Consider the following 13809-nt stretch of genomic DNA (forward strand, 5'->3'; position numbering starts at 1 on the left):
ATTCCTTATACATGATGTGCTTGGATTAAGCCTTGCTCACTATACAACACTGGTTCAGGTTCTAATTGAATATTAAATTTCTGTTTTACATCACTTTGTACAGTTTGATAGGTATTTTTAACATCAGCTAATGTCGCATCTGCATAATTCACTAACACCAATGCCTGTTTATCAAACATTCCAACAGAACCAAGTTGTTTACCTTTCCAACCTGCTTGATCAATCAACCAACCCGCTGCAACTTTAACATTGCTATGTGTTTGAGGATAATGGGGAATATTTGGAAAATGTTGAGCAATTTTGCCAAATTCAGCTTCAGTCAAGATTGGATTCTTAAAAAAGCTTCCAACATTTGGAAATTCTTTTGGATCGGGCAATTTACTTTGACGAATATGAATCACCTGATTTTGTAAATTTTCAGCGGTGAATTCCTCTCCAACAGCTTGTTTAAGATCACCATAACTCAACTTCAAATCAGCTTTTTTTAATAGTTTGAAAGTAACACTGACGATGATGTAGCGGTTTGGATAATCTTTGAAAATACTATGGCGATAAGCAAAGTGACAGTCTAAACCTAAAATAGAATCAAATACTTTTAGTTGACGATCATAGACTTGAACAGAATCGATAAACTCGCCAACTTCAACACCATAGGCACCAATATTCTGCACAGGTGATGCACCCACTAAGCCGGGAATGAGTGCGAGGTTTTGCAAACCAAACCATTGTTGTTGAGTGCTGTACAACACAAAGTCATGCCATACTTGCCCAGCACCCACTTTTACTGTGATGGTATTTTCATCTTCAGCGAGAACATTTATCCCTTGTATATTTAAATGCAACACCAAAGCTTGAATCTGTTGGGGTAATAACACATTACTTCCACCAGATAAAATCAAAGCATTCAAATTGTGTTGCTCAGCAAAGTTTAATGCCTCGATCACATCATCAGGATGATTGATTTGAACATAATGCGAAGCAATAGCACTCAAATTTAATGTATTTAAGTTTTTAAGCTGAACTTGTGCTTGTACCTGCATATTAAATTAAATCCTATTACCCTACTTTCATTTGCTTTTTAAAAACGTTAACCCATGCTTGGCTGCTAGATTCACATTGATCAAGTACTCGATCAAATCCATCCGATCCACCGTAGTAAGGGTCAGGCACTGCCTGCTGGTTAAAATGAGGATCATGCTCACTCATCAATGCGATTTTGGCGCGGATCTGTTCCGCACCAAACTGGTGTACCGCTTTCGACATGAGGGACTGAATATCTTCAAAATTCTCATGGTCCATCGCCAGAATCAGATCAAACTCAATAAAATCCTCAAGACGAATTTGTCTGGCACGTAAGCCCGATAAATCATAGCCACGCTGTAGCGCATGTTTCTGGCTTCGCGCATCAGGTGCCTTGTTTGGGTGGTAATTACTCGTACCCGCCGAATCGACAGATACATTTAAACCATGCGCATCACAATAATGTCTGAGAATTGCTTCCGCTGTGGGTGAACGGCATATATTTCCTAAACAGACACATAATACCTTGTACGGTATTGGGGATGGCATAATCACCTCAAAACTACACTTTTTAGAACATCTTATGGTAATTTATTTGGGCAGTGAAACCTATAGTTGCCTTATATAAAAATGTTGTATTTATTAGAATTTGTTGGCATTTTGTCTATGATTGCGACATAGGTCAGGTATGGACGATGATTTGTCAAAAGATAGAAATAAGGATGTACGTATGAACCAGTTTCAGTTCCAGACCGTTCCCAACATTATTGCAGGTTTAGGTTCAATACAGGAACTTAGAACCATCTTGTCACAACATGATTATCGAAAAGCGCTTCTGGTCACTGATGCTGGCATGATTAAGCAGCAGCTTCATTTACCCATTCTAGACATTCTGGATCAGATAGGTCTTGAGACTATCATTTATTCCGATATTCAGGCCGACCCACCTGAACATATTGTTTTAGAAGCTGTTGATTTTGCGACACAAGAGCAAATTGATGTGATCATCGGTTTTGGTGGTGGTAGTTCCATGGACGTGGCTAAAATCATTGCCTTGCTCGCACACCCTAAACAACAGCAAAAACTGAGTGAAATCTATGGTGTAAACCAAGCCACATCCCCTCGTTTGCCACTCATTCTTATTCCAACAACAGCGGGAACAGGTTCAGAAGTCACACCAATCTCAATTGTCACAACAGGTGCAACCACTAAAATGGGTGTGGTAGCACCAATTTTATATGCCGATGTGGCCATTTTAGATGCAACTTTTACACAAGGCTTACCTGCGCATATCACGGCTGCAACAGGTATTGACGCGATGGTACATGCAATTGAAGCCTATACTTCAAATGTTAAAAAAAACTTCTATGCAGATATGTTAGCCCAAAATGCACTGAAATTATTAAATCATAATTTAACTAAAGTATTGAAAAATGGGGCTGATTTAGAAGCTCGCCAAAATATGCTGGTAGGTTCAATGCTGGCAGGTCAGGCTTTTGCCAATGCACCTGTCGGTGCGGTTCATGCACTAGCCTATCCACTGGGTGGACATTTCCATCTATCACATGGACATAGCAATGCACTGGTTTTGGTTGAAGTTCTAAAATTCAATGCACCAAAAGCCAAACAATATTATGCTGAACTGATGCAATGGCTGGACCCTCGTAGTACAGGCTGTATCGATGGACTATGTGATTTATTTATTGACCACATGCAAAACCATCTGGATCAAAGTGGTCTTACCCTGGAACTCAAGGAACTGGATATTGCCGAGGCAAAATTGCCGCAATTGGCAAAGGATGCCATGCTGCAAACCCGACTGTTGCAGAACAATCCAAGAGAAATGACCGAACAAGATGCTTTACAGATTTATCAGGCGATTTATGCATGAGTAAACCCACTTTAAAAACACGCGAACAGTTTAAGTTCTTTTTACCAATTCAGACCCGATGGGCAGACAATGATATTTACGGGCATATCAACAATGTAACCTACTACAGTTACTTTGATACCGCAGCCAATTCATTACTGATCCAAAAAACGGGATTTAACATTCACAACAGTGAGATCATTGGTTTGGTGGTAGATTCAGCCTGTAGTTTCTTACAGGAACTCTCCTTTCCTGAAATGGTTGAGGTGGGTGTCGCCATTGGAAAGATTGGTAACTCCTCACTGCGTTATGAGCTGGCAATTTTTAAGCAAGATCAAACACAAGCAGCAGCTCAAGGGCATTTTGTGCATGTGTTTGTAGATCGACAAACCAGAAAAAGTAGAGCAATTCCACAATATATGCGTGAAGTGTTACACGCCTATATGCTCATGGATTAAATCAAACCCACTTTTCCAGATTATGACTCGGAAAAGTGGGCTGCTTAATTATTAAACATACGGTAACACATGCGGAACAATATCCTGGAAAGTACGACCATGCACATTTTCACCAATCGCATGCATTTTCCAGGCGCCATTATGGCGGTAAATTTTGGCAATAATCAGGCCAGTATGTGCACCTTGCGAAGACAGTTTATAACTCGCGATCACCTGATTACTGTTTTGATCAACCAGACGGCAGAACGCATTTTCAACTTTTTCAAAAGTTTGTCCACGGAAACTGCTTACGGTAAATGCCAATGACTTGACATGGCTTGGCACTTGATTCAAATTCACATGAATCACTTCATCATCACCATCGCCTGCACCAGTCAGGTTATCACCTGAGTGTACGATACTGCCATCCTTACTGCGTAACTGCCCAAAATAAACCACATCTACAACCTGTTTATTTTCATCAAACAGAATGACGGACGCATCTAAATCAATGTCTCCACTGCCACCACCAAAGCCAAATAAACCCTTGCTTTTGGCAACATCCCAGCCTACACCCAGAAAAATTTGTTGTAAGCTGCTTCCATCCGCTTTTTCAAGATTAATTTTCTGACCTTTTTCCAGATTAATCGCCATTGTTTTCTCCTCTTTGTGAAATAAACGTTTTCAATGATTTATCATTCATAATAAAAAATTACTGACCTGAACGTGATGGGCCTAGCTTGCTTTGTAACCATGCCAGAAAGTTCTGACGATTACGTGAACAGATAATGACTTTACCCTTACCTGAAAAACGTAACACCATTCCCTCGCCACTCATGACGCTATTCATCAGATTTCCCAACAGACCACTACTTTGTGAGGTTGAAACAGATAAGTTATAGTTTAAGCGTGAGTCCCAACACACCACATGTCCATTATCAATCACAACCTCTTTATTTGGTTCCACTTCCAGTTCAAACAATGTACCGCAACCCGCAACCACCACCTGCCCGTGTCCGCTGGTTTCCATGACCAGAAATCCACCCGTGTTTCCGAAAAAGGCGCCGCCAATACTGCTGTTTAAACGTGCCTTGATTTCCACGGAATCATGCGCTGCGACAAACGCGCCGTCACTTAAAATGTACTGGGTTGCACCTACATCTAAAATCTGCATATCTCCATCCAGTGCAGCAGAAAGTAAACAATCCCCATCACCACGTACTGCTTCGATATGTTGTTGAAATAAAGATTCTTCATTGGCAAAACGGCGCAACAATGACTGCATTAAGCCACCTTGTAAACGTCCTTTCAGTTCTAAAGGAGCTTCCATCATGACCATTGCATTACTTTCACAGTAAATTTTATCGCCACGGCGCATAGATACATGTAAAAATGGTTCAGGTGAACCAACCAGACTAAATTGTGCCATTTCTCTATTCCTTCAGTTCTGAACAATATTTTTTTGCTGAGCTACTTTGAGCCAATCGGGAAATTCTTCCAATAACAATTCATATAAACGCTCGTCAGAAACACTTTCAATTCGGTCCAGACTAAAGAAATTGCAGTTGTCCACAATACGTCCAGACATTTCATCCAGTTTTTCCAAAGCTCCGTAGTCACGCCCATCCACTCCCACAAACTGCCAAAATATAGGCAATTCTGCGGCTTTGGTCAGTACTTTTTGCATTTGTCTGCGATTTCCCACGCCACCATCAGAAATAAATAATACATAAGTCGGAGTTTTATCCTTAAATCTTTTATAATAGTCAATGACAGCCTCAATGGCAGGAATTTCCTCATTATAACGGGCACCGACCTGCCAGTTTTTCCAGCCACGCTGGGTGGTGTTGATAAAGTCATTGACATTATTTAGGGTGACATCATCCAGTTGTGTGGTTTTTTGTGCAAATGCCCAACATTCAAAACTGCCATCATCATCAAAATGAATTGCCAGTGGCATTAAACGATTCACCACTTTTTGTACATCACCACGGCGATATTGTCCATCCATTGAACCTGATGCATCGAGTACCAACGCCACTCGTGCTGTCACACCCAATAAATTTTTCTTTTCTAATTGAACCAGAGACTTTTTAGTCAGATCAATAATTGAGGCATTACCTGTTTTTTCGGCTTTTTCCAGCGAAAGTTTTTTCTTTAAATCAAGTCTTGATGCTACAGGTGTCATATTTAGGGAAGCTTGTGTTTGTGATATTGGCGCTGGAGTTGATTCCTCTGCAACTTCACCACCAAAATGTTGAATCAATGCCGCCAAACCTGCATTGAATCCTTGCCCAATGGCTGCCAAACGCCAAATATTATCTTTACGATAAATTTCAACCAACATCGTGGCTCGTTCCTGAGCAAAGAGCTGCCCCTCTAATTTCAATTCAGCAATCGGCTGTAATTGTAAATTTAAAATTTGAATCGTGGCATGTTGCAGTTGTGACATCACTGCCTGACCATCAATCGCAGCGGTTAAAACGAGATATTGGATTGTGTTTGGTAACTGATCAAGATTGACCAAGAAACGACTCTGTTGTGGCTGATTATCGAGTAACTGAACGGCTTGGCATGGTGTTTTAGGCTGATTATAAAATGTCATATAACGCTCATCACTCAATTTATATTGAGCATCCAGACCAAAACTGGCAAGGTCAAGTATAAAGCTGGCTTGATATTGAATCTGAATATAAAAAGCGTTTTGGTCCTGCAATAAATCATTTAATTTTATTTTTTGTCCACGAACTAGATTCAGCATTTCTTTTAATAGCCTATTTTATCATTATTTCTTCAAGTGAAGAAAAATAGTGCCTAAACACTATTTTTCCAAAGCAGGTTTGCCGACTTAAACCGCTACACCATAAGAGGCTGCCAAAGGCCCTAAACCGCCTGCAAAGCCTTGACCAATGGCACGGAATTTCCATTCGCTGCCATTTTTATAAAGCTCACCAAAGATCATGGCTGTTTCAGTGCTGCTGTCTTCAGACAAATCATAGCGTGCAATTTCGCTACCACCTGCATCATTGATGACACGGATATAGGCATTGCCAACCTGGCCAAAGTTCTGGTTACGTGTCTGACCATCATAAATCGTCACTGCAAAAATCACTTTGCTCACATCAGCAGGAACTTTGCTTAAATCAACGCTTAAAGTTTCATCATCGCCAGCACCTTCACCTGTGCGGTTGTCACCATTGTGTTTGACTGAACCATCAGATGAAGTCAAATTATTGAAGAAAATAAAGTCATTGTCTGCACGTACCTTACCGTTTTCTCCAACAAGGAATGCAATCGCATCAAGGTCAAAAGCCTGACCATCTGTCACGCGAGGGTTCCAGCCTAAACCGACTGTTGTTTTAGTGATTCCCGGCGCTTCTTTAGTCAAGCTAACATTGCCACCTTTGGTTAAGCTAATTGCCATGAGTTATTCTCCTTATCTCATTGCTAAATTATATTTTATGGATATAACAGTTTTGTTATATCCCTGGATTTTATCAAGATTGTGATTGTCGTTTTTCATAGGCAATTGATGAGAGAACTGCCCATATAATGAACGCCACCCCAATCAGGCCTGTTACCACTTCTGGCACATGCCCACCTGTACCTGTGTATAGCATAATTGCTGCCAGCATTCCAATTGCATACATTGCACCATGCTCCAGATAAATAAAGGCTTCCAATGTGCCTTTTTCCACCAGATAAATGGTCATGGAACGTACAAACATTGCACCAATCGCAAGACCAAGCATAATCACAACAACATCAGTTGTAATTGCAAAAGCACCAATCACACCATCAAAACTGAATGAGGCATCCAGCACTTCCAGATAAAGGAAACCCCCAATACCTGCTTTCACAATTGTGCTTGATGCACCTTTGGTAACGCTTTCTGAAGCTTCGCCTTCTTCATCTTCTGACTGGCTGCTTTCAAGTAAATGCCCAAGTGCCTGAACACCCACATAAACCACAATACCCCAGATGCCTGCAATCGCCACCACCAATTTCGTCTCTGGCGCAACAAAACCCACCATAATGAGAAGGGCGATCATTGCAACGAAAACTGACATGGCAGGAACATTCGCTAAATTTGCTAAACGTGATTCCAGCCAATGAAACCAATGCGTGTCCTTACCATCATCAAACAGGAAGTTAAGGAAAACCAAAAGCAGGAACATGCCCCCAAAGGCAGCAATTTCCGCGTGATGTGCCAATAACTTTTCAGAATACTGAACTGGATCGTTGAGTGCCATCCTGACAACTTCAACCATTCCCATATCTGCAGTTACAGCCACAATGACAATTGGGAAAATCAGGCGCATACCAAAAACGGCAATCAGAATCCCGACAGTTAAAAAGATTTTTTTCCAGAATTCGTCCCAGTGACGCAATATTGATGCGTTGACCACGGCATTATCAAAAGATAGCGACACTTCCATCACCGCCAGAATTGCAGTGATCAGCAATACCCGAAGCATTGCCTGCACGCCTGCCTCTGGTCCATGACTGAAGCCCCACCATGCAGATAATGCCAGACAGATCACGGTAAAAATAATTGAGAAACGAAAATGTTTCATTGTTACCCTTTCAAAAAAATCTCAAAACATACATCTTGTCTGTTTTGAGAGATCGGTTTTAGCCAACTTGAATACCATATTGTTGACACATTGCAGCAAGTCCGCCCGCATAGCCCTGACCGACTGCTCTAAATTTCCATTCGCCATTATGACGATAGACCTCACCAAATACCATGGCGGTTTCGGTTGAATAATCCTCGGCTAAATCAAAACGCACAATTTCTATACCTGAATCCTGATTGACGACACGGATAAAAGCATTGGCAATTTGTCCAAAATTCTGTCCACGACTTTGGGCATCATGAATGGTGACCGTAATGGCAATCTTTTCAACTTCAGGAGAAACCTTAGATAAATCGACTAAAAGTGATTCATCATCACCATCGCCCTGACCTGAACGATTGTCACCCGTATGCTCAACCGAGCCATCCTGTGATTTTAACTGGTTGTAGAAAATAAAATCATGGTCGCCACGCACCTTGCCTGAGGCGGTTAATAAAAACGCACTGGCATCCAAGTCAAAAGATGCGCCATCAGTTGCACGTTCGTCCCACCCCAAACCAATTAAAATACGAACTAAAGTTGGATCTGTTTTACTTAGGGAAAGATTTCCCCCTTTATTTAAGCTAATTGCCATATTTTTTCTCCCTCATTGCATCATGATAGAAATTTAATTGGAGTTAAAAGTCAATAGGTTTTTATTTACTAGCTGCTACCCAGCGCAGGCCAAAACCAAAAGCCTGATCCAGTTCTTTATGACCAGGTACATAACGAACATGTCGCTGCACCTGAATATTGCCAGCCTGATTGGTCAGTTCGACAATGCCACACATACCCAAGGGCTGTCCCTCAGTTAAACGAATTTCAATGGGTGGCTGGTCTGGCACAAAAATGGTGACCACAGCATCTGTTTCCGCCCAATTGGGTACACCCTCGTAGATAAATGCGAATAACACGACACGGCGAATTTCTTGCCAGTATTGACCATTAATCCTTAGCCATTCACCACCCTGTAAAGCCCCAGTACGGTCGTCCGCAGAAAGCTGAATAAATGGGAAAGCGTTAAAATCCCCAAAACGGTTGCCCAATGCCTGAATCACGGACTTGGTGCCATCCTGCATTTCAAATAGACAGCCTAAATCCAGATCAATTCCCTGATTCTGGTTGAGCAGTTTTTTAAAGAAGCCTGCCGATTGGGACTGTATAGAACGCTGATTCCAGTTGAGATTAATCTTAATCTCACCAAAACCCTGTGTCTGTTTGGTTAAATTAATTCGACTGTTGCCTTTGTCCAGCGTAATTTTACTGAGGTTTATTTTAGACTGAGGCGGTGTAGCAACAGGTGGTGGCGGCGGCATGTTGGGTTGATCGTTGATTTCAACACCAAAATATTCGGAGAGCGGCTTTAATCCACCATTAAAGCCCTGATTGACAAAGCGGAATTTCCATTGATCCTTATAACGATATACTTCTGCCAAAATGAGGGCTTTTTCAGTCTTTTCAGCACTATTGACTATAGCCGTAGCACTTAACTGTCCATTTTGCCATAACTCAACCTCAATATTCTGAATCGCATTGATTGCACTCTGTCCATCAATGGTGGCACACAAAGCGATCTTATTCCGTTCCAGATCCAGCAATTGGGTATTTAAATTGAATTGCGCCAAATAAGGCGTTTTACCATTTGCCTCAATTAACTCAACACTACGGTTTAGAGTGTGTTTCTGTCCATAAAAAATCATGTCCGCATCACCACGAACTTTGTTTTGGGCATTGAGTAAATATGCACTTACATCTAAATCAATATGTGCAGGTAATGCAGTTTTGATTTTAATCTGACACTGAGGTTGTGCCAGTACCAAATTTGCACCCGCAGTCAATTGTTGCATTATTCATTATCCTCTTTTTTTAGTGTTATTGCTTCATGCCAAATATTTGTGATCGCTCTAATATACGTTCTGCCCAACGGCGATGTGTGGCAGGTTCCAACATACTTCCATGACAGGCGAATACAGCCTGACCAGAATCTCTTAAAATATCCTGAGCTTGTTTCAATTCAATATCATTGACTTGATAGGCCTGATGCACAATCGCAATCTGTGCAGGGTGAATAATGGTTTTTCCAGATAAACCATGTTGTAAATCCAGATATAACTCGTCCTGCAATAACTTCACCTGAGTAAAATGCTCACAGACAGGCGCACTCAGTGCAAAGCCATAAGGTAAAAACTGCCCCGCCAGATTTGCAATTAATGCCCCAATAGGCGTTTGATACAGGGTCAAATCACTTGGACGGCGCACAGCCAGACAGTTGAGTAAATCATTGCCGCCTATTCGCAGCACCAGAACCTGACGAAAGTCCTGTTGCAATGCCTGACGTAATTCACGCATAGCGCCCATATCAAAGGCTTCTGCATCTTCAAGTGTTGGCATCACCTGAATAAAGTCAGGTAATATCTGCTGCCATTGTCGTAATTGATTTAAGCAGAATTTAGGCAGCACCATGCCATCAACCGCAATCAGTTCCTGCCACTGCGCCAACTCTTCCGCCATTGCAATATGGCGAGGGCGTATGAAGATTTTAGGATGTTGTGCTTGACGTGGTTGATCCTGAACCTGTTGCAACAAATGCTTTAAATTGACTTTTGCCGCTTCCAGCTCATGCTCGGAAACTGCATCTTCCAGACAGATGACCAGAGAACGTAACTCAGGGTACTTTTCCCCATTCACCACTTGCCATAAATCAGGTCTGGTCGCTGGCATATAGAGTGTTGCACCTAAAGATAATGCCGATAACATCAACCTGCTCCCAATTTCTGAATGAGGGTAATTGCGCGATAAGGTGCGATCTGGTCACCCACTATCTGGACTGGTGTCTGGGTTATTTCGGTTAAATGACGTAACAATGCCGTGTCGGCATCATTCGCATCCCTGAGCAGAACCAGATCAGGCACACGCCTTAAAATTGCCCGTGTTGCTTCGGCAATGCTTGGCTTGATCCGATTGATATTGGTAATTTGATAATGTTCTGCTAATTGTTTAACCACAGCCTGACTTCGCTGTCTTTGTAATTGCTGTTGAGCGCTTGTCCAAACGGCATTTTTTTCTGACGGAAGTTCTCGGCGTATCTGATTGATTTGTTTAATAAATGACTGTGACATATCAAAAGCTTTTAAATGATTATATTCAACACAGCCATGCCACTGACCGAGATTGCTTTCCTCAATCTCGTTGAATTGCAAAGGCTCATTTTCGCAAATACTACGAGAAATTAATCCTGAAATGGTTGAGCCTAAAACACCTGATGGAATCAACCAATCCTCACCACTGGCTGCCAACCAAGCACAACCACCAATATCTGACAACACTACCAAGGGCAAAGGTCGATCAGCAAAACGGGGGTCATTGGCTAGACTCCGTTGCAATTCCTTTTGAATCGCGCCTTTACCAGTCCAGCCATCTACAAACACTAAAGATTGATGGCCATGTTTGGCAATAATTGTTTCCAGAGCAGCAAAATCAATACCACGATCCCTGATAATGCTGATGCCATAATGTACACAATCATGCCCCAAATCTTGCAATGCATGATAAAGCAACACCCCTAATGGCACACCAGCACGTACAAAACTGACCAATACAATCGGTTCAGCAAACTCTGTTGAGAGTGTTTGTGCCAGTTGTTGCACCTCTTTTGCCAAACGTTGCTGCCCGTGCTGCATTGCTTGTTCAAATAGCTGCAAATGACGCTCCGTGGGTGCCTGCTCCTGACTGATCATTTGTGAATAATGTTTTTCACCTGATTGAATGAGGCGTTCCTTTTCCAATGTGTCTGTTGGTTGAATCTGGATGCGATTTAACAGGAACGTCACTTGCCCAGCTTGATAACTTCCACTAAATCCCTGTGTTAAAATAAGTTCTGATGCTTTTTCTCTACTAATTTTTTGTTTACTGGTAATCGCCATAATATCCTTCTTGTTTGTACTGCTGCGTCAGATTGTGTTTTACCCAACGATTCAACTGGCTATGGTTTGGCATTCCCCACCAGTGACATAAATTCAAAAACTCAACATCCGACAAACTGTCGCCATAGCCTAAAATTGGGCGTTGTTGTGCGCTAAGTTGCTGCAAAAGAAATCTGGCCGCATTGGCCTTACTCACAGGCTGTGGAATCAGTGCCAGATTATTACCATTTAAATGGAAGTAAAAACCTGACAATAAATTCACATCAAGACTATTGAGCAACTGGGGCAAAAAATTCGGCGCATAAGGATTGTCATTTTCTGTATTTTGCTTTGCCACAACATACAAACCCAATCCCTGTTCTTCAACCACCCATGTCCGAATTGAACCAAAATGTCTGGAATGCTGCTGCACAGCTTCAATCAGGGCTTCCTGACGTGTCTGATAGGGTTGTAATGCCTGTTGCATCTGTCCATGCCATTCAGCATTGACACTAAGGTCCGCATTCAGCACCGTTCCACCATGAGAACAGACCGCCCCATACTGAAAGGGTAAATGAACTCGGGATAAAGCCTCGGCACAGCGTGCAGTCACTGGAATCACATGGGTACTATGCAATAACCACTGTACAAAATGCTGTTGTATCGGGTTCATATAGGCCAGAGCTTGTCCCTGCTTATCAGTGGTGACCATTTTAAAGTCAGCTTCAGGTGTAATGCGGCGATGGGTCTGGAACAACGTGTCATCCAGATCCACCAACATTAAGGGTGTACGAATTTCACTGGAGTCAAATAAAAAATCAGTCATTTACAACACACAAGTTAAAATTTTGATGAGGATAGTCCACAGCACTGATCACTTCAGCATTTGGCAACGCTTCAAGCAGGCTTTTCGCGACTGAATGTGTTGCGGTTTCGACAGTAATCAAGACTCGGTCATAATCCTGTGGATTGATGTTGTAGACAAAATTTTGAATACCTAGCCCATAGTTATCCGCAAATGCCAAGGCAGACTGAATGGCATGTCCAACAGCAATCGGTGAACGGGTAATTGCACTGAACCTCACATCTGCGCCTTGCTGCTGCAAATACTCTGCCAACAGGAAAGAAGACCAGACATACTCGCCACTGCCCAACACCAGAATACGTTCATCAGGTTGTACCGCCAACCGAATATGCGCACCACTGTCCTGAATGGGTAAACGCCCCCAGGTCGGCTGTGCTAAAGTATCAAACGCGCCAAAGGCGACTGTATCCACCTTTGGCATATTGATCTGGATTGGATTCTCAGCATCACGCCATTGCCATTTGCCTGTCATTAATGCTACAGACTGACAGTTTAGATCGGCAATATGAATGCCTGATGACCAATCTGCCAGCGTGGCAGTCACCACATGAGAAATTCGATTCAGCCCTGCCTGTTGTAAAGCATGGATTAAATTGACAAAGGTCTTGCCAGTTGATGCTTCATCGTCTACCAGTACAATGCTTTTGCTGTTTAGAATCTGTTGTTGAAGCTCTGCATCGGGTGAACCATATAACAATTGATCCTGTGCATGGCTATGTTCTTCTAAAAAACGTGCCAGTAATGGCGCACCATGTACTGGATGGCGTGTTGTTGTCACATAAATCGCTTCAGGATAACGTTGCTGCAACACCTGATGAACGCCTGCGCCCAGCCCAACCGCCGTTTCCGCCATGCCAATAACCAACACAGGTTCAGGTAAATCATCAGGAACCAGCTCAGCCAAATCAGTAAAGGCATGGCGCATAATGTGGGGACTGACGGGAATATGCCGCCCTAATACTTTCGATACAAATAAAAATGCACGCTTTGGATTAATGCGTTCGGCAAAACCCAATAAATCCTGCCATTTCCAGTGGCTATTGTCATTGGGTTGTAAGCTTAATACTCCCCTCTGTAATTCAATCTCAATCATATA

The 13809-nt window shown here is 42.3% G+C and carries 15 protein-coding genes; 2 read left to right on the forward strand and 13 right to left on the reverse strand.

All coding sequences use genetic code 11. From position 1 onward, the window contains the following. Positions 1-5: 5 nt before the first annotated feature. Both murB and CDG56_RS10145 read right to left on the reverse strand, forming a co-directional pair. The gene (murB, locus tag CDG56_RS10140) at positions 6-1040 is read right to left on the reverse strand and encodes a UDP-N-acetylmuramate dehydrogenase (RefSeq protein ID WP_087547790.1); all 1035 of its coding nucleotides are present in this window, start codon (positions 1038-1040) and stop codon (positions 6-8) included. Positions 1041-1056: 16 nt separating this feature from the next. Continuing rightward, complete coding sequence (locus CDG56_RS10145) at positions 1057-1569, reverse strand: low molecular weight protein-tyrosine-phosphatase (RefSeq protein WP_087547791.1); 513 nt, start codon at positions 1567-1569, stop codon at positions 1057-1059. Between the two features lie 181 nt (positions 1570-1750). On the opposite strand from CDG56_RS10145, the gene CDG56_RS10150 reads away from it, so the two are divergent. Together CDG56_RS10150 and CDG56_RS10155 are read left to right on the forward strand one after the other, a co-directional pair. Then, positions 1751-2911 carry an iron-containing alcohol dehydrogenase gene (locus CDG56_RS10150; RefSeq protein ID WP_034602699.1) on the forward strand — a complete coding sequence of 387 codons (1161 nt, stop codon included), beginning with the start codon at positions 1751-1753 and terminating at the stop codon, positions 2909-2911. Further along, positions 2908-3348, forward strand: coding sequence for an acyl-CoA thioesterase (locus tag CDG56_RS10155; protein WP_004682398.1), 441 nt, complete (start codon positions 2908-2910; stop codon positions 3346-3348). Before CDG56_RS10150 ends, CDG56_RS10155 begins: the two co-directional genes overlap by 4 nt. 51 nt (positions 3349-3399) lie before the next feature. On the opposite strand, the gene CDG56_RS10160 is transcribed toward CDG56_RS10155, so the two are convergent. From CDG56_RS10160 to CDG56_RS10210, 11 genes are all read right to left on the reverse strand, one after another. Continuing rightward, positions 3400-3981, reverse strand: a complete 582-nt coding sequence (locus CDG56_RS10160; protein WP_004682399.1) for a TerD family protein — start codon at positions 3979-3981, stop codon at positions 3400-3402. A 58-nt stretch (positions 3982-4039) separates the two neighbouring features. Next, positions 4040-4756 carry a TIGR00266 family protein gene (locus CDG56_RS10165; RefSeq protein WP_004682400.1) on the reverse strand — a complete coding sequence of 239 codons (717 nt, stop codon included), beginning with the start codon at positions 4754-4756 and terminating at the stop codon, positions 4040-4042. Positions 4757-4768: 12 nt separating this feature from the next. Beyond that, positions 4769-6088 (reverse strand): VWA domain-containing protein, encoded by a 1320-nt coding sequence (locus tag CDG56_RS10170; protein ID WP_004682402.1) that lies wholly within the window; start codon positions 6086-6088, stop codon positions 4769-4771. An 87-nt stretch (positions 6089-6175) separates the two neighbouring features. Continuing rightward, the gene (locus tag CDG56_RS10175) at positions 6176-6751 is read right to left on the reverse strand and encodes a TerD family protein (RefSeq protein ID WP_004682404.1); all 576 of its coding nucleotides are present in this window, start codon (positions 6749-6751) and stop codon (positions 6176-6178) included. Between the two features lie 73 nt (positions 6752-6824). Next, positions 6825-7904, reverse strand: coding sequence for a DUF475 domain-containing protein (locus CDG56_RS10180; RefSeq protein ID WP_087547792.1), 1080 nt, complete (start codon positions 7902-7904; stop codon positions 6825-6827). Between the two features lie 58 nt (positions 7905-7962). Continuing rightward, positions 7963-8541 carry a TerD family protein gene (locus tag CDG56_RS10185; RefSeq protein WP_004682407.1) on the reverse strand — a complete coding sequence of 193 codons (579 nt, stop codon included), beginning with the start codon at positions 8539-8541 and terminating at the stop codon, positions 7963-7965. A 61-nt stretch (positions 8542-8602) separates the two neighbouring features. Further along, entirely contained in the window at positions 8603-9793 is a 1191-nt protein-coding gene (locus tag CDG56_RS10190) for a TerD family protein (RefSeq protein WP_087547793.1), read from the reverse strand. 25 nt (positions 9794-9818) lie between these two features. Then, positions 9819-10703, reverse strand: a complete 885-nt coding sequence (locus tag CDG56_RS10195; RefSeq protein ID WP_004682410.1) for an HpcH/HpaI aldolase/citrate lyase family protein — start codon at positions 10701-10703, stop codon at positions 9819-9821. Continuing rightward, a complete protein-coding gene (gene stiP, locus CDG56_RS10200; protein WP_004682411.1) occupies positions 10703-11869 on the reverse strand; it encodes a cysteine protease StiP in 1167 nt (388 codons plus the stop codon). Before stiP ends, CDG56_RS10195 begins: the two co-directional genes overlap by 1 nt. After that, entirely contained in the window at positions 11853-12674 is an 822-nt protein-coding gene (locus CDG56_RS10205; protein ID WP_004682412.1) for an HAD family hydrolase, read from the reverse strand. Before CDG56_RS10205 ends, stiP begins: the two co-directional genes overlap by 17 nt. Further along, positions 12667-13806, reverse strand: coding sequence for a phosphoribosyltransferase domain-containing protein (locus tag CDG56_RS10210; protein ID WP_004682417.1), 1140 nt, complete (start codon positions 13804-13806; stop codon positions 12667-12669). Before CDG56_RS10210 ends, CDG56_RS10205 begins: the two co-directional genes overlap by 8 nt. Positions 13807-13809: the final 3 nt, after the last annotated feature.

This window comes from Acinetobacter sp. WCHA39 (assembly GCF_002165385.1).
GTDB lineage: Bacteria > Pseudomonadota > Gammaproteobacteria > Pseudomonadales > Moraxellaceae > Acinetobacter.